General features: G+C 72.1%; 18 protein-coding genes, 2 pseudogenes and 1 riboswitch. Of the genes and pseudogenes, 5 read left to right on the top strand and 15 right to left on the bottom strand.

Annotated elements, in window-relative coordinates:
* Positions 1-77: 77 nt before the first annotated feature.
* Positions 78-2183 carry a glycogen debranching protein GlgX gene (gene glgX, locus ACQPY0_RS39490; protein ID WP_432972940.1) on the bottom strand — a complete coding sequence of 702 codons (2106 nt, stop codon included), beginning with the start codon at positions 2181-2183 and terminating at the stop codon, positions 78-80.
* A gap of 242 nt (positions 2184-2425) precedes the next feature.
* Here glgX and ACQPY0_RS39485 point away from each other — a divergent pair, with 242 nt between their 5' ends.
* Positions 2426-4438 (top strand): amylo-alpha-1,6-glucosidase, encoded by a 2013-nt coding sequence (locus ACQPY0_RS39485; protein ID WP_432972938.1) that lies wholly within the window; start codon positions 2426-2428, stop codon positions 4436-4438.
* A 142-nt stretch (positions 4439-4580) separates the two neighbouring features.
* On the top strand, positions 4581-5945 hold the full coding sequence (locus ACQPY0_RS39480; RefSeq protein WP_432972935.1) for a glycosyltransferase family 4 protein: 1365 nt from the start codon (positions 4581-4583) through the stop codon (positions 5943-5945).
* Between the two features lie 3 nt (positions 5946-5948).
* Here ACQPY0_RS39480 and ACQPY0_RS39475 read toward each other — a convergent pair whose 3' ends face one another.
* The 10 genes from ACQPY0_RS39475 to ACQPY0_RS39430 all read right to left on the bottom strand — a co-directional run bounded on the left by ACQPY0_RS39475 (position 5949) and on the right by ACQPY0_RS39430 (position 14049).
* Positions 5949-6575: a DUF2461 domain-containing protein gene (locus ACQPY0_RS39475; RefSeq protein ID WP_432972932.1), complete on the bottom strand. Its 627-nt coding sequence runs from the start codon at positions 6573-6575 to the stop codon at positions 5949-5951.
* A 271-nt stretch (positions 6576-6846) separates the two neighbouring features.
* Complete coding sequence (locus ACQPY0_RS39470; RefSeq protein WP_432995544.1) at positions 6847-7404, bottom strand: MerR family transcriptional regulator; 558 nt, start codon at positions 7402-7404, stop codon at positions 6847-6849.
* A gap of 1739 nt (positions 7405-9143) precedes the next feature.
* Positions 9144-9608 carry a bifunctional nuclease family protein gene (locus ACQPY0_RS39465; RefSeq protein ID WP_223093836.1) on the bottom strand — a complete coding sequence of 155 codons (465 nt, stop codon included), beginning with the start codon at positions 9606-9608 and terminating at the stop codon, positions 9144-9146.
* Between the two features lie 238 nt (positions 9609-9846).
* Positions 9847-10563, bottom strand: coding sequence for a transcriptional regulator FtsR (gene ftsR, locus ACQPY0_RS39460; protein ID WP_432972927.1), 717 nt, complete (start codon positions 10561-10563; stop codon positions 9847-9849).
* 4 nt (positions 10564-10567) lie between these two features.
* Complete coding sequence (odhI, locus tag ACQPY0_RS39455) at positions 10568-11008, bottom strand: oxoglutarate dehydrogenase inhibitor Odhl (protein ID WP_350613525.1); 441 nt, start codon at positions 11006-11008, stop codon at positions 10568-10570.
* Positions 11009-11148: 140 nt separating this feature from the next.
* Positions 11149-11529 carry a glycine cleavage system protein GcvH gene (gene gcvH, locus ACQPY0_RS39450; RefSeq protein WP_432972924.1) on the bottom strand — a complete coding sequence of 127 codons (381 nt, stop codon included), beginning with the start codon at positions 11527-11529 and terminating at the stop codon, positions 11149-11151.
* A 31-nt stretch (positions 11530-11560) separates the two neighbouring features.
* Positions 11561-12253, bottom strand: coding sequence for a DUF881 domain-containing protein (locus ACQPY0_RS39445; protein ID WP_432972922.1), 693 nt, complete (start codon positions 12251-12253; stop codon positions 11561-11563).
* A 4-nt stretch (positions 12254-12257) separates the two neighbouring features.
* Positions 12258-12590 carry a small basic family protein gene (locus tag ACQPY0_RS39440; protein WP_432972919.1) on the bottom strand — a complete coding sequence of 111 codons (333 nt, stop codon included), beginning with the start codon at positions 12588-12590 and terminating at the stop codon, positions 12258-12260.
* Positions 12587-13447 carry a DUF881 domain-containing protein gene (locus tag ACQPY0_RS39435; RefSeq protein ID WP_432972916.1) on the bottom strand — a complete coding sequence of 287 codons (861 nt, stop codon included), beginning with the start codon at positions 13445-13447 and terminating at the stop codon, positions 12587-12589. Before ACQPY0_RS39435 ends, ACQPY0_RS39440 begins: the two co-directional genes overlap by 4 nt.
* The gene (locus tag ACQPY0_RS39430; RefSeq protein WP_432972913.1) at positions 13444-14049 is read right to left on the bottom strand and encodes a CDP-alcohol phosphatidyltransferase family protein; all 606 of its coding nucleotides are present in this window, start codon (positions 14047-14049) and stop codon (positions 13444-13446) included. Before ACQPY0_RS39430 ends, ACQPY0_RS39435 begins: the two co-directional genes overlap by 4 nt.
* Positions 14050-14122: 73 nt before the next feature.
* On the opposite strand from ACQPY0_RS39430, the gene ACQPY0_RS39425 reads away from it, so the two are divergent.
* A complete protein-coding gene (locus ACQPY0_RS39425) occupies positions 14123-15133 on the top strand; it encodes a hypothetical protein (RefSeq protein WP_432972910.1) in 1011 nt (336 codons plus the stop codon).
* A 3-nt stretch (positions 15134-15136) separates the two neighbouring features.
* On the opposite strand, the gene ACQPY0_RS39420 is transcribed toward ACQPY0_RS39425, so the two are convergent.
* From ACQPY0_RS39420 to ACQPY0_RS39410, 3 genes and pseudogenes are all read right to left on the bottom strand, one after another.
* Positions 15137-15730, bottom strand: a complete 594-nt coding sequence (locus tag ACQPY0_RS39420; protein ID WP_432972907.1) for a class I SAM-dependent methyltransferase — start codon at positions 15728-15730, stop codon at positions 15137-15139.
* Positions 15731-15896: 166 nt separating this feature from the next.
* The gene (locus tag ACQPY0_RS39415; protein ID WP_432995542.1) at positions 15897-16610 is read right to left on the bottom strand and encodes a nucleotidyltransferase domain-containing protein; all 714 of its coding nucleotides are present in this window, start codon (positions 16608-16610) and stop codon (positions 15897-15899) included.
* A gap of 78 nt (positions 16611-16688) precedes the next feature.
* Positions 16689-17348, bottom strand: a pseudogene (locus tag ACQPY0_RS39410) (nucleotidyltransferase domain-containing protein); the annotation flags it as partial.
* A gap of 33 nt (positions 17349-17381) precedes the next feature.
* Positions 17382-17479, top strand: a riboswitch (glycine riboswitch).
* 77 nt (positions 17480-17556) lie between these two features.
* Here ACQPY0_RS39410 and gcvP point away from each other — a divergent pair.
* Complete coding sequence (gene gcvP, locus ACQPY0_RS39405; protein ID WP_432972904.1) at positions 17557-20382, top strand: aminomethyl-transferring glycine dehydrogenase; 2826 nt, start codon at positions 17557-17559, stop codon at positions 20380-20382.
* Between the two features lie 26 nt (positions 20383-20408).
* On the opposite strand, the gene ACQPY0_RS39400 is transcribed toward gcvP, so the two are convergent.
* The gene (locus ACQPY0_RS39400; RefSeq protein ID WP_432972901.1) at positions 20409-20618 is read right to left on the bottom strand and encodes a DUF5999 family protein; all 210 of its coding nucleotides are present in this window, start codon (positions 20616-20618) and stop codon (positions 20409-20411) included.
* Between the two features lie 880 nt (positions 20619-21498).
* Here ACQPY0_RS39400 and ACQPY0_RS39395 point away from each other — a divergent pair.
* Positions 21499-22107: pseudogene (locus ACQPY0_RS39395) on the top strand (chorismate-binding protein); the annotation flags it as partial.
* Positions 22108-22110: the final 3 nt, after the last annotated feature.

Here is a 22110-nt window from a genome sequence, read left to right as displayed (position 1 = left end):
GGCCCCTCCGCCCAGTCTGGCTCGATGATGCTCCGCGCCGATCGACCCAGACCAGGCGCCGCTTCGCTCCGGACCGCTCATACCGTGCGGTCCAGCACGACGAGGGAGCGGTCCGGCACCGTGATCGTCCCGCCGGCGGGGTAGCTCACGCCGTCGCGGGCCGGGCCCGTCGCGGTGGCGATGACCAGCTCCCACTCCTTGCCGTACTCCTGCGTGGGAACGACGAAGTCGAGCGGCTCGTAGTGGGCGTTGAAGCACAGCAGGAACGAGTCGTCGACGTGGCGCTCCCCGTGCGAGCCGCGCTCGGTGATGCTCTCGCCGTTGACGAAGAGCATCAGCGCCTTGCCGAACTGGTTGTCCCAGTCCTCGCCGGTCATCTGCCGCCCGTCGGTGGCGAACCAGGCGACGTCGGGGATCCCGGCGCTTTCGGCGCGGGCGACCGGGCGGCCGGTGAAGAACCGGCGCCGGCGGAAGACCCGGTGCCGCTCGCGGAACAGCGCCAGGCCGCGCGCGAAGGCCAGCAGCTGCTCGTCGACGTCCTCCCAGTCGACCCAGCTGATCTCGTTGTCCTGGCAGTACGCGTTGTTGTTGCCGTGCTGGGTGCGCCCCAGCTCGTCGCCGGCGCAGATCATCGGCACGCCCTGGCTGAGCATGAGCGTGGTGAGGAAGTTGCGCCGCTGCTTGGCCCGCAGCGCGTTGATCGCCGGGTCGTCGCTCGGGCCCTCCGCCCCGCAGTTCCAGGAGCGGTTGTGGTTCTCGCCGTCGCGGTTGTCCTCGGTGTTGGCCTCGTTGTGCTTGTCGTTGTACGACACCAGGTCGTTGAGCGTGAAGCCGTCGTGGCAGGTCACGAAGTTGATGCTGGCGAAGGGCAGCCGGCCGTCGTCCTGGTACAGGTCGGCCGAGCCGGTGATGCGGGAGGCGAACTCGCCCAGCGTCGCGGGCTCGCCGCGCCAGAAGTCGCGCACGGTGTCGCGGAAGCGGCCGTTCCACTCCGTCCACAGCGGCGGGAAGTTGCCGACCTGGTAGCCGCCCGGGCCGACGTCCCACGGCTCGGCGATGAGCTTCACCTGGTTGACGACCGGGTCCTGCTGCACGACCTCGAAGAACGTCGAGAGGCGGTCGACGTCGTAGAACTCGCGGGCCAGCGTCGAGGCGAGATCGAAGCGGAACCCGTCGACGCGCATCTCGGTGACCCAGTAGCGCAGCGAGTCCATGATCAGCTGCAGGGTGTGCGGGTTGCGCACGTTGAGGCTGTTGCCGGTGCCCGTGTAGTCGGTGTAGCGCCGGTTGTCCTCGTCGTCGAGCTTGTAGTAGTGCCCGTTGTCCAGGCCCTTGAACGACAGCGTCGGTCCGAGGTGGTTGCCCTCGGCCGTGTGGTTGTAGACCACGTCGAGGATGACCTCGATGCCGGCCGAGTGCAGTGCTTTGACCATGCCGCGGAACTCCTGCACCTGCTGGCCGCGGTGCCGGCGGGCGTAGCCGTGGTACGGGGCGAAGAAGCCGATCGTGTTGTAGCCCCAGTAGTTGGACAGCCCCAGCTCCACCAGCCGCTGGTCGTGCACGAAGTGGTGGACCGGCAGCAGCTCCAGCGCCGTGATACCCAGCCGCTTGAGGTGCTCCACGATCGCCGGGTGGCCGATGCCCGCGTACGTGCCGCGCAGCTCCGGGGGCACGTCCGGGTGGCGCATCGTGAGCCCGCGCACGTGGGCCTCGTAGACCACGGTGTGGTGGTACGGCACGCGCGGGGCGGCGTCGTTGCCCCAGTCGAAGTACGGGTTCACCACGACCGCCTTGGGCATGAACGGCGCCGAGTCGGCCTCCGACATCCGCTCGGGGTCGGTGAAGTCGTAGCCGTACACCGCCGGATCCCAGGCGATGTCGCCGTCGATGGCCTTCGCGTAGGGGTCCAGCAGCAGCTTGTGCGGGTTGCACCGCAGGCCCCGGGCCGGGTCGTAGGGCCCGTGGACCCGGAAGCCGTAGCGCTGCCCCGGCTCGACGCCCGGCAGGTACGCGTGCCACGCGAACGCGTCCTTCTCGACCAGCCTGATGCGCTCCTCGGCGTCGTGGTCGTCGAAGAGGCACAGCTCGACGGAGTCGGCCACCTCGCTGAAGATGGCGAAGTTGGTGCCCTGTCCGTCGTAGGTCGCGCCCAACGGGTACCGGTGGCCCGGCCAGACCTGCATGCTCGCTCCTGCTCTATCGCTCGGCACCGCTGTCCAGCGCAGCCGTTGTCGCCACAGTGTTACGTGTGTCGAAAGTTCACGCGCGGGTACGCGCGAAGCTGGCTGGGATATGCCCCACGAGCCCAATAATGAATCGTGCCCGGCCGCCGGTCGGATTCCCGACACGGTTGCCGGATGAATCTCCGGCGAATTCCGCCGTGGCGCACGTTTGAAGCGAGGGGGTACGGATCATAGTTGGGCACATGCCCCCCGGATCGGTGATGACCTTCGGCCCGCATGCCTGCGCAACCCCCGCGGGATTCGAATCCGAATGGCTGGTCACCGACGGCCTCGGGGGATACGCGACCGGCACCGTGGCGGGGCTGCGCACCCGCCGCTACCACGCCCTGCTCGTCACGCCGCAGCGCCGGGTCGCGCTCGCGGCCCTGGACCCGCTCCTGCGCCTGCCCGGCGGCGCCGAGCACCGCCTCGCGGTGCACGAGTGGGGCTCCGGCGCGCTCGACCCGGTCGGCCACCACCTCCTCGAGTCGTTCGAGATCATCGATGCCGTGCCCCGCTGGCGCTGGCGGATCGGCGAGTACGTGCTGGAGCGCGAGGTCGCCATGGCGTACGGCCGCAACACCGTCGCCGTCGTGCACCGCCTCGTCGCCGCCCCGCCCGGCGCCCAGGTCCGGCTGACGCTCGGCGCGCTGTGCACCTGGCGCGACGCGGACGCCGAGCGCTTCCGCGACGGCCCCGAACTCGTCGTCGGGCGCACCGAGGACGGCGGGGTGCTCGTCGAGGACGGCGCGTACCGGCTGGACGGCCCGGGCTGGGTGCCCGGCGGGGAGTGGTACCTCGACGCGTACCACCGCGAGGAGAGCGCCCGCGGCCTGAACCCCCTCGAGGACCTCTGGTTCGCCGGCACCTTCACCGCGACCCTGCGGGCCGGCGAGACCCTCACCGTCATCGCCCGCTCGGACGAGATCGACGCGCCCGCGCCCGACGGCCCGGCCGTCGTCGGCGAGGCCCGCCGCCGCGCCCGCAAGCTCGTGCGCCAGGCCGCCGCCCGCGGCGCCGCCGACCGGCGGCTCGTCCTGGCCGCCGACCAGTTCGTCATCACCCGCGACGGGGTGCCGGCCGTCGTCGCCGGCTACCCGTGGTTCGGCAGCTACCTGCGCGACACGATGACCGCCTACGAGGGCCTGTTCCTGCACACCGGCCGCGCCGCCGAGGGGCGCCGGCTCCTGCAGTCCCACGCCGATCTCGGCGCCCGGATGCGCACCGAGGAGCTCGGCGACGCCGACGGCCCGCTGTGGTACGTCCACGCCGTCGAGCGGCACGTCACGCGTACCGGCGACGACGCCCTGGGCGCCGAGCTGCTGCCGGCGATCGAGGCGATCGTCGCCGCCTACACCAAGGGCACCCGCGACGGCGTCACCGTCGACCCGCTCGACGGCCTGCTCGCCCTCGACGCCGAGCACGCCGGGCTCACGTGGATGAACGCGCGCCTGCCGCGGGGCCCGGTGACGCCCCGCGACGGCAAGCCGGTCGAGCTCAACGCATTGTGGGCCAACGCCCTCGGCGCCCTGGCGGCGCTGCGCGAGCGCTGCGGCCGCGACGCCTCGGTGGTGCACACCCGCCGCGACGCCGTGCGCGCCCAGTTCGTGAAGCGCTTCCGCGCCCCCGACGGCTGGCTGTTCGACATCGTCGACGCCGGCCCGGCGCCCTATCCGAAGGGCGGCTCCGGCGTCCACGACGACTCGGTGCTGCGCCCCAACCAGCTGCTGGCCTTCAGCCTTCCGTACGCTCCCGGCGCCGACGAGCCCCAGCTGCGCGACAACGTCCTGCGCGCCGTCGGCGAGGAACTGCTGACACCGCTCGGCCTGCGCACGCTTGCGCCGGGCGAATACGGGTACGCGGGTGTCCACCGGGGCGGCGTGGTCGCCCGGGACGCCGCGTACCATCAGGGAACCGTGTGGCCGTGGTGGCTCGGTCCGTACGTCGACGCGCTGTGCGCCGCCGGCCGCCCGGTGGACGCGCTGCCCGCCGCGGTTGAGGCACATTTGGGCGAGTGCGGTCTCGGGTCGGTCAGTGAGATCGCGGAGAGTGACGCACCACACCGCCCGACGGGTGCGCCGTTCTCGGCCCGCTCGGTCGCCGCGGTGCTGCACGCACGCGTAACCATCAGGCAAAACTGCAACTTGCAGATCTCCGAAAAAACGAAATTGGCCCGCGAAGCCAGACCGCGAACCCGTCGGAACGCGCTACGGTGACAGTCGGCGACGAGAGGTATCCGCTATGCGCGTATTGATGATCGCCTGGGAATTTCCGTCGAGTGAAGAGTTAACCGCCCGCACCGGCCGGGTCGCGCCGCTGTCGGCCGCCCTGGTGGCGGCCGGTCACGAGGTCACGGTCGTGAGCCGCCACCGCCCCGGCGCACCCGCCAACGAGACGTTCGGCGGTGTCCGGGTGGTCCGCGCCAGCGCCCTGCCCCCGTTCGACGACACCGACCTCGGCCACACGATGGCGGTGAACCACCTGCTGGCCGAGGCCGCGATCCGCACCGCACCCGCCGGCGGCTACGAGATCATCCACGCCCAGGGCTGGCTGGTGACCCACGCCGCGATCACGCTCAAGGAGCACTTCGGCATCCCGTTCGTGGCCACCCTGCAGGCCACCGAGGCGGGCCGCCACCAGGGCTACCTGCCGGGCGACACCAGCCGCTGCGTGCACTCCGTGGAGTGGTGGCTGGGCTCCGAGGCCTGCCGGGTCATGGTCCCGACCGAATACCTGCGCTGGGAGGTCCAGCACCTCTTCGACGTCCCCGCCGAGCGCGTCGACGTCGTGCCCAACGGCATCGACCCCGACATGTGGACCGCCGAGCCCCGCGCCGTGCTGCAGGCCCGGCTACGCTTCGCCGGCGAGGGCCCGCTGCTGGTCCACGCGGGCCGGCTCATCGCCGAGAAGGGCGTGCAGGACCTGCTGGAGGCGATGCCCGCGATCCGTGAGCGCCATCCCGGCACCCGCGCGGTCGTCGTCGGCGACGGCTCCTACCGGGGCACCCTGATCGAGCAGTCCCGCCGCCTCAAGCTGCACCGCGCGGTCTCCTTCCCCGGCACCCTGGACCAGCCGACCCTGGCCGCCGTGCTCGCCGCCGCGGACGCGTTCGTCGTGCCCAGCCGCTACGAGCCCACCGGCACCGTGGCCCTGGAGGCCGCCGCCTCCGGCGCCGCCATGGTGGTCGCCTCGACCGGCGGCCTCGCCTCGATCGTCGAGCACGGCGTCACCGGCATCCGCTTCCCCGTCGGCGACCCCGACGGCCTCGCCGACGCGGTCGCGGCGCTGCTGCAGGACCCGATGTTCGCCCAGACCCTGGCGTCGCGGGCCCGATCCATGGTCCGCGAGCGCCACTCGTGGCACGCGATCGCCGCCCGCACCGCCGCCGTCTACGGCGCCGCCGTCGAGCAGTCCCCGGCCTTCGAGGCCCGGCGCGCCGCGGCCAGCGGCAACGGCCTGCCGGTCGTCGTCGTGCCGCCGGGCAACCTGCTGGCCGACCCGCCCCGGGTCCCGGTCGGCGAGCGCCCGGCCAGCCTGATCCGCGCCGCCGCCGACGAGGCCGCCTGGCAGGCCGGCGCCGACGCGGCCCGGGCCGCGCTGGCCGCCGAGTCGGGCCTGTGGGACGACGCGCCGGCCGCCCGCGAGGCCGCCGGCCGCGACGCCGCCGCCCGGGCGGCCGCGGCCCCGTTCGACGTGGTCATGGCCGCCGTCGAGCGGAGGTGATCCTCACGGCTGGCGCGCGTGCGTTTCCAGCCACTCCTGCAAGGGCCGGCACCCACGGAGGAACACCTCGACGTGGGTGCGGGCCTTGGCGGTGCCCAGCCAGGGCTTCAGCGGGAACTGGTGCCAGGCGATGAGACCCTTGTGCCGCAGCAGGTCCGCCCGCGGGTGCTCCTTGTCGAACCCGCGCGGGACCGTCTTGAGCTGCTCGTGGGACGTCACCGACCAGCCCTTCGCCGCCAGGTCCGCGACGATGCCCGCGAGCCGCTCTCCCGTGAGGTCGTCGGCGACCGCCTCCCGGTAGCGGGCGAGCCGGGCCGAATCCATCATGTACGCCCCGGCGCCCGCGGCCAGGCCCGCCGCGGTCAGCTGGAGGTAGCCGCCCCGCTCGAACGAGGCCGAGCACTGGGTCTTGTACGGGGACTTGTCGGTGCTGAAGCGGACATCCCGATACGGGCGGAAGATCTTCGCCGGGCCGAACTCCGCCTCGAGCTCGGCGAGCAGCTCCGTCATCGGGGCGCGGACCTTCTCCTCGTACGTGGCCTTGTGCGCGGTCCAGTACGTCTTGGAGTTGTCCGCCTCCAGACCGTCGTAAAACTCGAGCGCCTCGGCGGGCCAGCCACGGAACGTCACGCCTCGCAGCTTACGACGTGACGCCTCGCCGCTACGACGTGACGAGGAGGTGGCGGTTTTCGTGGCGGAACTCCGCATGCCATGACGGTTCCGCGGATTTTGTCGTACCCGTGTTCTAAGGTGTTCCTACGACCCGAGGGGGTGACCGATGACCTGGACGGCAGCCGTGTTTGCCCTGATCAGCCTCGTGCCGGGGCCGAGCCGGTTCGTCGGGCGCCAGTTCTTCCGGTCGTGGTGCCGTGGGTTCCGGTCGTGGCGCCCTGGGTTCCGGTCAGCCGGCCCGGCGGCGGGCGCGGCGCATGGCGAGCTCGTCCCCGGCGGCGAACGGGTCCTCGGTGCTGCTGCTGCTGACGGCGGCGGCCGGCACGGCGGGGATCTCCTCGCCGGTGGCGGCGGCCTCGGCGGGCAGGTGCGACAGGGTGCCGGCGATCTCCTTGAACGCGCCGGAGATCGCGATGCCGAAGACGCCCTGACCGCCCTGGAGGAGGTCGACGACCTCTTCGGGGGAGCGGCACTCGTAGACGGTCGTGCCGTCGGAGATGAGGGTGATGCCGGCGAGGTCGCCGACGCCGCGGGAGCGGAGGGTGTCGATCGCCTTGCGGATGTTCTGCAGCGAGACCCCGGCGTCGAGGAGGCGCTTGACGACCTTGAGCACGACGATGTCGCGGAACGAGTAGAGGCGCTGGCTGCCGGAGCCGGTCGCGTCCCGCACGGAGGGGACGACGAGCCCGGTGCGCGCCCAGTAGTCGAGCTGGCGGTAGCTGATCCCCGCGGCGTGGCAGGCAGTCGGCCCGCGATATCCGACGTCGTCGGCGTCCGCGATCGAGATGCCGGTGGCCCCGAGGTCCGCGCTGGTCCCGCTGCTCGCCGGGGCGCCGTAGCCAGCGGTTTGGTCGGCGGGCGTGCGGGAACCGAGGTTCGAGGGGTTCACCTGAGCGTGCTCAGTGGCATGACCGGATATCCCGGGATCGGGCGGCTGTTGCATTGCGACCCACCTCCAGCGTCAACACCCGCAACCCTATAGCGCACCTTGAGGGTCTGCGGGGAGGTAACGCCGCGACACGCCGCGTGTCGGGGCGCGAATGCTTGCGCGCGCCCCACCCGGGCGACTGATATGTGTCGGCGACGCACCCCGACGGTGCGGTTGACCCATGCCCGACGCTACCCGCCACCGAGCTTTCGACAAGCACGTTCACCGAACTGCGCAGCAGAATCCGCCCTCGTCACCCGCCCGGGTGCCCCCGGATTCCGCCCCTCCGCCCCTACCTCACCCACCGGTCGAATCCGGAGACGGATACCGCTCACATACCGCTCACATGCCGCCCAGCACCCGCGAACTCGGAACCATCCCGCGAAGACGACAATTCACCCATCCGGTGTGCCCAGGTCCTCGCCCGGCCCGGCCCGGCCAGATTGCCATGCCGTCCGTCACCCCCGCGGCTCACCCGCTGCGTGATCCCAGTCCCGCCGCCTCCGGTATGACGACTCGGTCCTCGGCCGCGCGAAGGCCGGGCGTCGGGGGGCTTGTCAACGCGCTGACCGCCCGCCGGTTCGCCGCCTGGCCGCCTTCCGCAGCGGGGCGGGAGCCTGGCCGGCAGAAGCTCGCCTTGGGGGCGCACCCGCCACCGGAGGCACGGCCGGGAACGGTTGCGTGGCGAGTGATGGTGTCTCCATGCGTGCGTACGGCCTGACGCAGGGTGGGCGGCCGCTCACCGCGGCGTGGCCAACGGCGACGGCGGCACGGCGGGGAGCGACGTTTCCGCCGAAGGAACGTAAGGCCATAGGTTCAACGGCGCACAAGGGTGCGGCGGGCGAGAGCCCGGCGGGTAGAAGCTCGCCCTGAGAGGGGCGCCCGTTATCGAAGGCACGGCCGGGAACGGCTGCGTGGCGAGCGATGGTGTGTCCATGCGTGCATACGGCCTGACGCAGGGTGGGTAACCGCTCATTGCGGCGTGGCCAACGGCGGCGGCGCGGCGGGGAGCGACGTTCCGCGGTGCGGCGGGCGAGAGCCTGGCCGGTAGAAGCTCGCCTTGAGAGGCGCACCCGCCACCGAAGGCGCTGCCGGGAACGGCTGCGTGGCGAGTGACGGTGTGTCCATGCGTGCGTACGGCCTGACGCAGGGTGGGTAGCCGCTCATTGCGGCGTGGCCAACGGCGGCGGCGCGGCGGGGAGCGACGTTCCGCGGTGCGGCGGGCGAGAGCCTGGCCGGTGGAAGCTCGCCTTGAGAGGCGCACCCGCCACCGAAGGCACGGCGGAATGGTTGTGTGGTGAGCCTGTCTCCATGCGTGCGTACGGCCTGACGCCGGTGGGCAAAAGGTCGGCCGCTCACTGCGGCGTGGCCAACAGCGGGAACGACGTTACGTCCAAGGAACGTAAGGCCAGAAGTCGCAACGGCCCCAGCAGCTTGCCTGGTTTGTCCCGTTTCTGCCGCTCGCTCCGGTGCCGAGGCTACGCCAGCCGGGCTTGTGCCGCCCCTGGCGTCCGTGTCGCGGCATCCCGGGGCGGGTTGGCCTGCCCGGCCCCTCCTCCTCCCGCCCGTGGCCGTAGCGCGGCGGGGCGGGAGGGGTGTCAGCCGGCGAAGTCCTCCGGGCGGACCTGCTCCAGGAACTCGCGGAACTTTTCGACCTCGTCCTCCTGCTCGTCCGGGATGACGATGGCGGCCTCGGTCAGGACCTGGTCGGCGCAGCGGATCGGTGCTCCGACGCGTAGGGCCAGGGCGATCGAGTCGCTCGGACGGGCGGAGACGCGGACGTTGTCGCCGATGACCAGCTCGGCGTAGAAGATGTTGTCGCGCATCTCGACGATCTCGACGGCGTGCAGGGGGGCCTTCAACGCCGCCAGCATGTCACGCATCAGGTCGTGGGTGAGTGGGCGGGCCGGCTTGACGCCCTGCTGCTCGTAGGCGATCGCGGTGGCCTCTACCGCGCCGATCCAGATCGGCAGGTAGCGGTCGCCATCGACCTCCTTGAGCAACACGATGGGCTGATTGGTAGGCAGCTCCACGCGAACCCCGACCACATTCAGCTCTCGCACTGCCGCCTCCGTGTCGACTTGCCTCTCCCTGCACGTTACACGGCCTCCACCGCACTCGTGCCACCCGCGAGGCCCGTGTGATGTGCCGAGTGGCGAAGATCGCCCAGGGAGAGCCGCGGACGAAATGTGCCGTTTACCTAAGATTCTCCCGCAAGGCGGAGGCCGCCGCACCACAATGTGGGGGCCGCGACCGGACCGCGATCGGCGGACGAACGCCGGCGGGCCGGGCGCGCGAGGGCTACTTGCCCAGGATCTCGCGCAGGCCGGCGCGGACCAGGGCGGCGTGGACCCGCTGGGTCAGGGCCGCCAGCTCGTGCACGGTGTCGGCGGCGCGGGCGCGGCCGGCCGGGCTGTTCTGCCTGGTCAGCGGGGTCACCAGCTGGCTGAACAGGCCGATCTCGCGATCGGCCGCGGCCCGGTAGGCCCGCAAGTGCCGCGGCTCCAGCCCGAACTCGGCCAGGCGGAGGGCGGCGGTGGCGACCTCGAGGGCGTCGGCGTCGTAGCCGGCGCCGGGGCGCGGCTTGAGCAGGCCGTGGTCCTCGAGAGCCTTCAGCGCGGCGTCGGTCAGGCCGGTCTTGGTGAGCAGCTCCTCGCGGGTGAGGCGGGTCTCGGCGGGCGCCTCCTGCGGTGCCGCCGTGGACACCTCGGTCAGCGGCTCCCGCATGGTCGCGAGGTGCTCGCGGATCACCCGCAGCGGCAGGTACTGGTCGCGCTGGGCGGTCAGCACGTAGCGCAGCCGGGCGACGTCCGTCCACGTGTACTTGCGGTAGCCCGCAGGGGTGCGCCGCGGCTCGACCAGGCCCTCGGTCTCCAGGAACCGGAGCTTGGAGATGGTGACGTCGGGGAAGTCGCCGCGCAGGTGCGCGAGGACCTCGCCGATGCTCATGAGACGCTCACCCCGGGTGAGCTCGTCACCCGGGGTGGGGGAGTTCCAGGCGGCCGCGGACGCCGTCATGGCCTCAGCTCTCGTCGGGGCGCGGTCCTGCCACGAACACGAGGCGGAACTTGCCGATCTGGACCTCGTCGCCGTTGCTCAGTGTGGCGGCCTCGACACGCTCGCGGTTGACGTACGTGCCATTGAGGCTGCCGACGTCGCGAACCGTGAAGGTGCCGCCCTCGCGGTGGAACTCGGCGTGGCGGCGGGAGACCGTCACGTCGTCGAGGAAGATGTCACTGTCGGGGTGCCGGCCGCTCGTGGTCACGTCGTGGTCGAGCAGGAAGCGCGCGCCGGCGTTCGGGCCGCGGCGCACCGCGAGCAGGGCCGTGCCTGGTGGCAGGGAACCCGACATGCGGGTGGGCACCATGTCGTTGTCCGGCCCCTCGATGGCATCCTCAATGGCGCCAAGGTTGAGCGTGGACGTGACGTCGAGCGGGGGGAACTCGTCGTCTGGGCGCGTCATCGAACCACCTCACGGTCGTATGTCGGGGTCAGCCGGATGCACCGAATCACCTTGGGCGCATACGGTTGACTGAGCGAGCCTAGTCACGCGCGAAATCGCCGGTCAACCGGACGCGCGGCAGGGCGGTGAGTGAAAAACTGTCAGGCGACGGTCAGTTCGCCATAGGCCTTGGCGTCGAGCAGGTCACCGACGGCGGCGGGGTCGGTCGCCTTCAGCTCGACCAGCCAGCCCGCGCCGTACGGATCGGAGTTGATGAGTTCCGGCGCGCTCTCGAGTGCGGAGTTCACCGCGACGACCTCGCCGGAGACCGGCGCGTAGATCTCCGAGACGCTCTTGGTCGACTCGACCTCGCCGAGCGCCGCCCCGGCCTCGAAGGAGGCGCCGGCCTCGGGGAGCTGGACGAAGACGATGTCGCCCAAGGAGTCCTGCGCGAAGTGCGTGATACCGATCCTGAACGTGCCCTCACCGGCCGGGGCGAGCCATTCGTGTTCGGCGGTGTACCGCAGATCCTCGGGAATCACGTCAAGTCCTTCGGGGTCGTCTCGGCAGGGCTCAGGCGGGCTTGGCGTAACGCAGCGCACCGGCAGTGTGCAACGCGTTCACGTGCACCGGATCCGATTCGCGCACGGAAACCGTACCGCCGTGCTGCCGGACGCTGTCCACGACCCCTCCCGGGATGTTCAGCGCCGTCCGCATGGTGTCCGGTCCTCCGATGACCGTGATCGTATAGGGCGCGGCGATCGTCGTCCCGTCGACCACCAGCCTGCCCCCAACCGGAGCGTCCACGAAGTACGTCGAGGCGACGACGCGGACCGCGGGCCCACCGGCGCCGGCGATCTGCATGGCCTCGGCCCCGGCACCGCGCAGCTCCTCGACCGCATCGAGCACGGTTTCGGATTTTATGGCTTCCGTACCCTGTGCGAGCTCGATCTGCAACCCCGGCCCCTCGGCGGGTAGCGTCCCGGCGAGGATCCCCAGCTCGTCGGCGCGCTTGCGGGCCTCGGCCAGCGCCGCGTCGCGGCCCTGGGCGCCGGAGTCGAGCTGCCGCTGGGTGTCCTCGAGGTCGCTGATCTCGCCGCGCAGCCGCTCCTGCTGGGCGTCGAGATCGGAGAGGATCCGCACGAGGTCCTCCGGCCGGGCGGAGGAGAGCCCGGCATCGGTACCGCCGGCCTTGAACTGGACCGCGACGGCGAAGCCGAGCAGGGCCAGCAGCACCGCGATGATCAGGTTGGCGGGCTTCTTCACCGCGTCACGCCCGGAACAGGTGCCGGCGGATCGCCGCCACGTTGCCGAAGATGCGCACCCCGAGGACGACCACCACGCCGGTGGACAGCTGCCCGCCGACGCCGAGCTTGTCGCCCAGATACACGATCAGGCCGGCGACCAGCACGTTCGACACGAACGAGATGACGAACTGCTTGTCGTCGAAGATGCCGTCGAGCTTGGCCCGCACCCCGCCGAAGACCGCGTCGAGCGCGGCGACGACGGCGATCGGCAGGTACGGCTGCAGCCCGAGCGGCACCGTGGGCTCGAGGAAGATGCCGGCCGCAACCCCGATGGCCAGGGCGATCACGGCGATCATCGCGTGGGACCTCCAGAGGGAGCCGCCGACGCGGGGGCCGGCGTGGTCGGTGCGGGAGTTCTGGCGTACTTCAGCGGCGGCTCGGCCGCGCCGGCGAGGGTCAGGTTCGTGCGCTTCTTCACGCTGAACTGCATGCGGTACTGCTCGATGTACCGCTTGAACCGCTTGGCCGTCGCGGAGTCGCCGAACGTGCCGGCGATGTCCGCCGGCCCGATCGCGGTCACCTCGTAGGGGCTGGTCACCGGCCGGAAGTCGACCAGGATGACCCCGCCCGCGGCCCGGATCGTGCTGGTGGCCGTGAGTCGCTGGCCGTTGACGGCGATCGCCTCGGCGCCGGCCTGCCACAGGCCGTTGGCGATGTCCTGCAGGTCGCGGTCGAGGACCAGGCCGAGGTTCTCCTGCTCGGTCCGGCCGGTGACCGGGTCGACCTGCGGCGGCGCGTCGACGATGCGCACCGCGACCCCGTCCCCGGTGACCTTGCCGGTGCCGTTGCCCGCCGCGAGGTTCTTCAGGCGGGTCGCGCTGTCGCTGTCGGCGAGCGCGTCGTCGCGGGCCCGGTCGACCTGGGCGCGCAGCTCGGCCTCGCGCCGCTGCAGGTCGTCGGAGGTGCGCTGGCGCGCCCGGACGTCGGCGACGAGGTCGTCGCGGGCCTTCGAGGCGCTCGGCTCGCCCGCCACGGCCTGGTGGTAGGCGACCGCGAGCAGGAACCCGATGGCCAGCATCGCGACGGCGCTCACCCAGCGGCCCCACCTCGGCGGGGGCGCGTCGCCGCGCCGCTTCGCCGCCGCGGCGTAGCCGGGGTCGAGCGGGTTGCGGAACAGCTCGCCCAGCAGGTCGTCGCGGCGCGGCGAGCTCACGAGGAGTCGGCGGCCTTGAACTGCACGGCCCGGCCCGCGCGGACGTGAACGGCCGCCTGGATGACGTAGAAGACAGCGGCGACCCAGTACAGCACGATGCCCCACCACAGCAGCGCCCACCCGGACGGCTGCGCCCAGGAGCGCGCCCCCTCGCTGAAGTGCGCGAGCAGCATCATCGGGAAGCCCATGAGCAGGATCGCGGTGGCGGTCTTGCCCACGTAGTGCACCGGCGGCGGCCCCTGGCCGAGGATCCGCAGCACCAGGAGCACGATGACCATCACGGCCTCGCGGGCGATCAGCGCGATCGTGAACCACCACGGCACGACGTCGCGAAACGTCAGCGCGAAGAGCGTGGCCAGGATGTAGAGCCGGTCGGCCAGCGGGTCGAGCAGCTCGCCGAGCCGGCTGACCTGCTTGAGCCTGCGCGCCGCGAAGCCGTCGACCCAGTCGCTGAGCCCGCCGACGGCGAGCACGGTGACCGCCCAGCCGGTGGCGTCGGTGGCGAGGAAGAGATACAGGAACAATGGCACGCCGAGCAGGCGCAAGAAGCTGATGAGGTTCGGGACGGTGAGCACCGGCCCGAGACCCTGCCGGTCTGCCACGCCGGGAATGCTAACAGCCCGCACGGGTGACCTTGTGGAGGCGCTCGCGCCCCGGCGGGTAGCCTCCGGCGGCATGAGGCGGACGATTGCCGTTTTCCTTGTGCTCGTACTGCAGGGATGTTCGCATTCCGCGCCCCGGCCCCCGGCCACGCCGCCTCCGGCGGACGCGTCGGCCCTCCCGGCGGCGCAGGGTGCGGTGGGCGCGGCCCCGTCCGCCTCGGCGAGCGCCGCCGCAGGGTGCACCATCTTCCCCGCCGACAACGTCTGGCACGCCGACGTCTCCAAGCTGCCGGTCCATCGCGACTCGGCCGCCTGGGTCGCGAGCATCGGCGCCGCCGCCCGCGCCCACCCCGACTTCGGCGCCGGGTTCGGCATCCCGGTCACGCCGGTCCCGGCCGGCCAGGCGAAGGTCAAGGTGACGTTCACCTACGCCGGGGAGAGCGACCCGGGCCCGTACCCGATCCCGAAGACCGCCCGCGTCGAGGGCGGCCCGGACGCCGGCGGCGACCGCCACGTGATCGTGCACGACAGCGCGGCGTGCAAGGCGTACGAGCTCTACGACGCCCACCCCAATGCGGACGGCAGCTGGCGGGCGGGCTCGGGCGCGGTGTACGACCTGCGCGGCAACGCCCTGCGCAAGGCCGGCTGGACCTCGGCCGACGCCGCGGGCCTGCCGATCCTGCCCGGGCTGCCGCGCGCCGACGAGGCCGCGGCCGGCCGGATCGACCACGCGATCCGCTTCACCGCCCCGAAGACCCGCGACGCCTTCGTCTGGCCGGCCCGCCACGCCGCCTCGTCCGCCTCCGACGCGGCCCTGCCGCCGATGGGCGCCCGCTTCCGGCTCAAGGCGTCGGTGGACATCTCGAAGTATCCGCCCCAGGCCCGGGCCGTCGCCCAGGCGCTGAAGACGTACGGCGCGATCCTGGCCGACAACGGCTCCCCGTGGTTCTTCTCCGGCACCGACGACAGCAAATGGAGCAACACCCAGCTCGATGCCCTGAAGGCGTTGAAGGGCAGCGACTTCGAGGCCGTCGACTCGTCGCTGCTCATGGTCGAGGTGAACTCGGCCCGCTGCCGCCCCTGACGCCTACTTGAACAGCGCGACCGTGAAGTCCGCGCCCTGCGGGTGGTAGGCGTGGTCGATGCGCCAGCGGTCGGTGAGCGCGGCGGCGAAGCGGGACAGGACGGCCGGATCGGCGTAGAGCTCGCCGGCGGCGCGGGCCGTGTCCGGGCGGTTGGCGCTGAGGAAGTTCGCGGCGACCGCCCGCCCGGCGATGTCGTACGCCTGTTCCAGGATGGCGAGGTAGTAGAGGGGGTCCGCCGGGTCCTCGAACTGGAAGATGCCGCTGGCGAAGACGTAGTCGTGGCGGCCGCCGGGGGCATCGCCGGCCGAGACGCCGGGGACGCCCCGGGACTCGGCCAGCGCGACCATGCGCGGGTCGAGGTCGATGCCGCTGTAGTGCAGCGGGAGGTCCGTGTCGCGGAGGTGGAAGTAGAGGTCGCCGGGGCCGCAGCCCCAGTCCAGGACGGTGCCGCCGCGGTAGTCGGCGTTGCGGACCAGGGCGTCGAAGCGGGCGCGCTGCAGCTGCTCGCTGCCCCAGCCGGCGACCCGCCAGGTCGGGCCGGCGAAGCCGAGCGCGTCATGGAACGAGCGGATGGCCGCCGGCCGTGGCGGTGCCACCGAACGGTCCCCGGAACCGGCCGGCTCGGAATGGGGCAGGTTGAACGGCGACGGTCGCGGGGACGGTTGGTCGATCATCGGGAACCTTCGATCGGACGGTCGGGCCGGCGTCCGGCGGTTTCTCTCAAGCAGCCGAAGGCTGTCCCACCCGGCCCGGCCGTAAACATCAGCGACCGAGCCGGACGCGGACGAGGAGATCGTTGAGGGCCGGGGCGGCGGAGGGGGAGGGCGGGAGCTTCGAGGCGCCCCGGGCCGACTCCAGCTCGGCGGTCAGGCGGGCCACGTCGGACTCGAGGCGCTCGGGGGAGACGAGGGCCGCGGGCAGCCGGTCGTGCTCGCCGGCCCGCTTCGCCTCGATGAGGTCGGGAACGTAGGGCAGGGTGTTCAGCACGCGCAGGTCGGCCTGGATCTCGCCGGTGCGCATCAGGTGGATGCCGGTGTGCAGGACGCGCAGGGTGTAGAGGGCCGGCTTCAGCTCGCCGGTCTTCGTGAACAGCTGCCACTGGCCCGCGGCGAAGCCCAGGTAGTGCCGGGCGTGCTCGGGGGTCAGGCAGTGCGGGGCCAGGGACTTGAGCTCCGCGTGCAGCGCGCCGGTGCGGATCACCAGCGGCGAGAGGAGCTGCTCCAGGACGTAGCCGTTGGGCTTGAGCAGCAGGCGGATGAACTTGGCCAGCTCCTGGCTGACCACGTCCAGCTCCATGCCCTCGCGCACGCCGCCGGACTCGACCGTCTCCGGGCCGGTCATCACGCCCACGACCGCGTCGAGAGGCAGGACGTGACAGGCGCGCAGGTCCAGGTCCGAGTCGAGAGAGGCGAAGCCGTAGAGGTGTGCGCCGCTCACGGTGGCGAAGATCAGCGGGTACGGGTGCTCGTCGGCCACCTCGCCGGCCCACGCCGGGACGTCGTCCGGGACCGCGGGCTGGGCGGCGGCGGATGGCCGTGCGGCGGCCGGTGTCGCCCCGGTCCGCAGCTCGACCAGGAAGCGCTCCACGGCGGCGCGGTCGGGCTCCTCCGGCAGCTTCGACTCGGCCTCGGCGGCGGCCAGGCCGGCCGAGAGCGACGCGGCCAGGGACTGGAACTCGTCCCAGGACAGCTCGCCGCGGCGGATCGCCAGCAGCTCGTCGCGCATGGCGGACACGTCGACCAGGACCTCGCCGGTGCGCAGCACGTGCGCGCCCGCGCGCAGCAGGCGGGCCATGTGCATCGCCTGCTTCCAGCGCACCTCGCCCGTGCGGGCCCGGACGCTGGTGAGTTTGCCCAGCTGGTCGCGGGCGTAGTCGCCGTAGGTGCGGGCGGCCCGGCGGGACAGGAACGCCGGGCGCAGCTCCAGCAGGGCCCGGCCGGCGTCCGTGACGTGCTCAACCAGGGGCGAGGACAGGCACTCCCACACGGTCGGGTTCGCGGCCAGGGCGAGGGTGCAGGCCCGCTCGACCTCCCACGAGAACTGCTCCGGCAGCGGGCCCTCGACGTGCGTGGGTGGCTTGTCGAGTGACCAGAACGCGACGCTCGGGGCCTGGAACACGCCCCGGCGGTCGGTGTCCGAGGCGGGGCCGGCCAGGCCGTACGCGCGGGAGCCGACGATCGCCGAGTAGATGGTGTGCTTCGCCACGATGGTCAAGTCCTGCACAGTTGGTAGGGTAGGCGTGCCGGCAACACCCGCGTGGGAGAGACCGCTCGCACCACCGCAAGCGGCGCCGAAGGGGCAAATCCTCCCCGGAACCTCTCAGGCAAAAGGACCGCGACGGGTTGGCACCTCTGGAGTCTGCGACAGAGGGGGAGGGAGCGCATCCGATCGCCCTGTCCCCACAAATCCAGAGAGTGTGGCTATGACGAGTTTTGCCGCGCGGCATATCGGCCCCTCCACCGACGAACAGGCCCGCATGCTCAAGACCGTCGGGTATTCCTCGGTCGAGGAGCTCATGACCGCCGCGATTCCCGGCTCGATCCGCTGGCACCAGCCGCTCGAGCTGCCGCCGGCGGCCTCCGAGGCCGAGGTGCTCGCCGAGCTGCGGGCGCTCGCGGCGGCGAACCGGACGCTGGTGTCGATGATCGGGCTCGGCTACTACGGCACCCACACGCCGCCGGTGATCCTGCGCAACGTGCTCGAGGACCCGTCGTGGTACACGGCCTACACGCCGTACCAGCCGGAGATCAGCCAGGGGCGCCTCGAGGCGCTGCTGAACTTCCAGACCGTCGTGGCCGACCTGACCGGGCTGCCGGTCGCCGGGGCGTCGCTGCTGGACGAGGCGACCGCGGCGGCCGAGGCGATGACGCTCGCGCGCCGCTCGTCGAAGGTCAAGTCCGAGGTGTACGTCGTGGACGCCGACGTGCTGCCGCAGACCCTCGCCGTCATCCGGACCCGCGCCGAACCGCTCGGCATCGAGGTGCGCGTGCTCGACCTGGCCGTCGAGGAGCTGCCGGCGGAGTTCTTCGGCCTGCACCTGCAGTACCCGGGCGCCTCGGGGGCCGTGCGCGACCACGAGGCGCTGGTGTCGCGGGCCCACGAGCGGGGCGCGATCGTCACCGTCGCCGCCGACCTGCTCGCCCTGTGCCTGCTGCGCGAGCCCGGCGCGATCGGCGCCGACGTCGCGGTCGGCAGCGCCCAGCGCCTCGGCGTGCCGATGGGCTTCGGCGGCCCGCACGCCGGCTACATCTCCGTCCGCCAGGGCCTGGAGCGCACCCTGCCCGGCCGGCTCGTCGGGGTGTCCAAGGACGCCGGCGGCGCCCCCGCGTACCGGCTCGCGCTGCAGACCCGCGAGCAGCACATCCGCCGCGAGAAGGCGACCAGCAACATCTGCACCGCGCAGGTGCTGCTGGCGGTGACCGCGAGCATGTACGCGGTGTACCACGGCCCGGACGGGCTGCGCGCGATCGCCGCCCGCACCCACGACATGGCGGTCCGCCTCGCCGCGGGCCTGCGCTCCGGCGGGGTCACCACGCAACATCCGGCGTTCTTCGACACCGTCACCGCGCTCGTGCCGGGCCGGGCCGATCAGGTCGTCGAGGCCGCCGCCGCGCGCGGGATCAACCTGCGCCGCGTCGACGCCGACCGGGTCGGCATCGCCTGCGACGAGACCACGACCTTCGGGCACCTGCGCGACGTGCTCGCCGCGTTCGGCCTGTCGCACGTCGACGTCACCGCGCTGGACAGCGCCGACGCGGTCCCGGCGGGGCTGCGCCGCGCCTCGGAGTACCTCACGCACCCGGTCTTCGCGAGCCACCGCTCGGAGACGGCGATGCTGCGATACCTGCGCCGGCTCTCCGACAAGGACTACGCGCTGGACCGCGGCATGATCCCGCTCGGCTCGTGCACCATGAAGCTCAACGCGACCACCGAGATGGAGCCGATCACCTGGCCGGAGTTCGCCAACGTGCACCCGTTCGCGCCGGCGGCGCAGACCCAGGGGTACCACCGCCTGATCGGCGATCTGGAGCGCTGGCTCGCCGAGGTCACCGGCTACGACGCGGTGAGCCTGCAGCCCAACGCCGGCTCGCAGGGTGAGCTGGCCGGGCTGCTGGCGATCCGGGCCTACCACCGCGACCGCGGCGACACCCAGCGCGACGTGTGCCTGATCCCGTCCAGCGCGCACGGCACCAACGCCGCCAGCGCGGTCATGGCCGGCATGCGGGTCGCCGTCGTGGCCTGCGACGAGCTCGGCAACGTCGACCTGGCCGACCTCGGCCGGAAGATCGAGCAGCACCGGGAGCGGCTCGCGGCGATCATGGTGACGTATCCGTCGACGCACGGGGTGTACGAGACCGGCATCGCCGAGCTGTGCGCCCGGGTGCACGAGGCCGGCGGGCAGGTGTACGTCGACGGCGCCAACCTCAACGCGCTGCTGGGCTTCGCCAAGCCCGGCAAGTTCGGCGCGGACGTGTCGCACCTCAACCTGCACAAGACCTTCTGCATCCCGCACGGCGGCGGCGGCCCCGGCGTCGGGCCGGTCGCGGTCCGCGCCCACCTGGCGAAGTTCCTGCCCTCCCACCCGTTCCTGGCCGCGGACGCGCCGGTCGGGCCGGTGTCGGCGGCGCCGTTCGGCTCGGCGGGGATTCTGCCGATCCCGTGGGCGTACCTGCGGCTGATGGGCCCGGACGGGCTGAGCCGGGCGACGGCGACGGCGGTGCTGGCGGCCAACTACGTGGCGGCCCGGCTGCGCAAGCACTACCCGGTCCTCTACACCGGCGCCGAGCAGCTCGTCGCGCACGAGTGCATCCTGGACCTGCGCGGGATCACCCGGGCCGGCGGCGTGACGGTCGCCGACGTGGCGAAGCGGCTCATCGACTACGGCTTCCACGCCCCGACGATGTCGTTCCCGGTGAGCGGGACACTCATGGTCGAGCCGACCGAGAGCGAGGATCTGGGGGAGCTGGACCGCTTCTGCGACGCGATGATCGCGATCAAGGCGGAGATCGACCGGGTCGCGGCGGGCGAGTGGCCCGCCGGCGACAATCCGCTCGTGAACGCGCCGCACACGGCGGCGGTCGTGACGGCGGACGAGTGGGAACACGCGTACTCGCGGTCGGTGGCGGCCTACCCGAGCGCCGCGGCGCGCGAGGCGAAGTACTGGCCGCCGGTGCGCAGGATCGACGACAGCTACGGCGACCGCAACCTGGTCTGCTCGTGCCCGCCGACCTTCGCTTACGAAGAGTGATTCCTCGTAACTACGGAACGTTACGGTTACGCGGCGCCCACGAGGCTGTGCGGCGCCGGGCCTCGGTGCGGCTCGATCACGGAGCAATCGGGCAGAAGCTCGCCGGTGTCCTCGAAAATGATCACGCCGTTGCAGAGCAGGCTCCAGCCCTGCTCCGGGTGGCTCGCGGCGACCCGGGCGGCCTCGCGGTCGGTGTCTTCGGCGGTGGGACAAGGGGGCTGGTGCTGGCAGAGCATCGGGGGTCTCCGATTTGAGAGGTTCTTTTGAAGCCTGTGCGGTTGTTCACATGACCAGTGATGCACGCTACTACGGCCAACGACACTATTCCGAACATGTGACGGCACAACTTGGGGATAATCCACCCTTCGTATGAGCACACTACGGCCGGTTGTCGGGTATGGACCCGGGACAGTGGATCTTCACCCGCCCGGGCTACCCGACGCTTGCCGTGCCCATATTTGGGAGCGCTCCCGGCTCGAATGGTACGCAATCGACGGTGGAGACCCACTTCGATTACTGAGCGAATTCGCAGCATCGCACGGCGTACCCCTGCATGACATTTCCGGCTCACCCACTGTCACCAATTCGTTCACCTGTGGGATTTCGGTCCTGCTGTCGCCACCCTCGGTAACCCCCTCACCGGCACCCTCCGTGCCCGATCTGGTCGCTGTCGCCTATACCCACGGCCCGCCCCGCGACCGTGTTCCGGGGGCGAAGCCGGGAACTGTCGGAATGTGGACACCGTCGTGGAGCGAGGCGGAGCACGCCGCGGCGGTGGAGTCGGTCCGCCGCGCGATCGCCCGCGGCGACGTGTACGTGGTCAACCTCGTCGGCCACGCGAGCGCCCCGTTCACGGGTGATCCGTCCGCGGCCCTCGCCCGCGTCGCGTCGCTGCCCGGCGCGCGTTATGGCGGCGTCCTCTCCGGTGCGGTGCGCAGCGATTCCGCCCCCGCCCCGGACGCCGGCCGGAATGGTCCGAGCGATTTCACCGATTCGGGCGGCGTAACCCTTCGTGGTGATTCGCGCAACATGACCGATTTCGTCCGTTCGCACGGTTTCGATGATTCGGGCGATTTCACCGGATCCGGCGATGCGAAACGTTCCTGGGATAGGCGCTGGTGGATCGCGTCCGCCTCGCCCGAGACGCTCGTCGAGGTCCGCGGGGGCCGCGCGATCACCCGCCCCATCAAGGGAACCCGCCCCGCCACCGCCGACGGCCGCGCCGAGCTGCTCGCCTCCGCCAAGGAGCGCGCCGAGCACGTGATGATCGTCGATCTGGAGCGCAACGACCTGAGCCGCGTCGGCGAGGTCGGCTCGGTCCGTGTCGACGAGCTGTTCGCGCTGCGCCGCTGGTCGGGCCTGTGGCAGGCCGAGTCGACGGTCAGCGCCCGCCTGGCCCCCGGCGCCGGCCTCGCCGACCTGCTGGCGGCCGTCTGGCCGGGGGGCTCGGTGACCGGCGCGCCGAAGCGGGCCGCGATCGCCGTCGCCACCGAGCTGGAGCCGGTCGGCCGGGGCCCGAGCATGGGCGCGTGCGGCTGGATCGGCCACGACCGGCACGGCCGGCTGAGCGTCGACCTCGGCCTGACCATCCGCACGGTGGCGATCGCCGGCGGCCGCGCCCACCTGTGGGCCGGCGGCGGCATCGTGTGGGACAGCGACCCGGACGCCGAGGTCGCCGAGGCCGCGGCGAAGACGGCCCCGATCCGGGCGGCGCTGCGCGGCTAGCGC

It is taken from the genome of Dactylosporangium sp. CA-233914 (assembly GCF_050942935.1).
Classification (GTDB): Bacteria; Actinomycetota; Actinomycetes; order Mycobacteriales; family Micromonosporaceae; genus Dactylosporangium.
Note: the sequence above shows the minus strand (reverse complement) of the source record. Positions and strands in the feature narration are given on the sequence as shown.

Excerpts from the sequence above, each read along its gene's own strand:
- glgX (WP_432972940.1), bottom strand. The coding sequence starts at position 2,183 with ATGCAGGTCTGGCCGGGCCACCGGTACCCGTTGGGCGCGACCTACGAC.
- ACQPY0_RS39485 (WP_432972938.1), top strand. The coding sequence starts at position 2,426 with ATGCCCCCCGGATCGGTGATGACCTTCGGCCCGCATGCCTGCGCAACC.
- ftsR (WP_432972927.1), bottom strand. The coding sequence starts at position 10,563 with ATGACGGCGTCCGCGGCCGCCTGGAACTCCCCCACCCCGGGTGACGAG.
- odhI (WP_350613525.1), bottom strand. The coding sequence starts at position 11,008 with ATGACGCGCCCAGACGACGAGTTCCCCCCGCTCGACGTCACGTCCACG.
- ACQPY0_RS39440 (WP_432972919.1), bottom strand. The coding sequence starts at position 12,590 with ATGATCGCCGTGATCGCCCTGGCCATCGGGGTTGCGGCCGGCATCTTC.
- ACQPY0_RS39425 (WP_432972910.1), top strand. The coding sequence starts at position 14,123 with ATGAGGCGGACGATTGCCGTTTTCCTTGTGCTCGTACTGCAGGGATGT.
- gcvP (WP_432972904.1), top strand. The coding sequence starts at position 17,557 with ATGACGAGTTTTGCCGCGCGGCATATCGGCCCCTCCACCGACGAACAG.
- ACQPY0_RS39400 (WP_432972901.1), bottom strand. The coding sequence starts at position 20,618 with ATGCTCTGCCAGCACCAGCCCCCTTGTCCCACCGCCGAAGACACCGAC.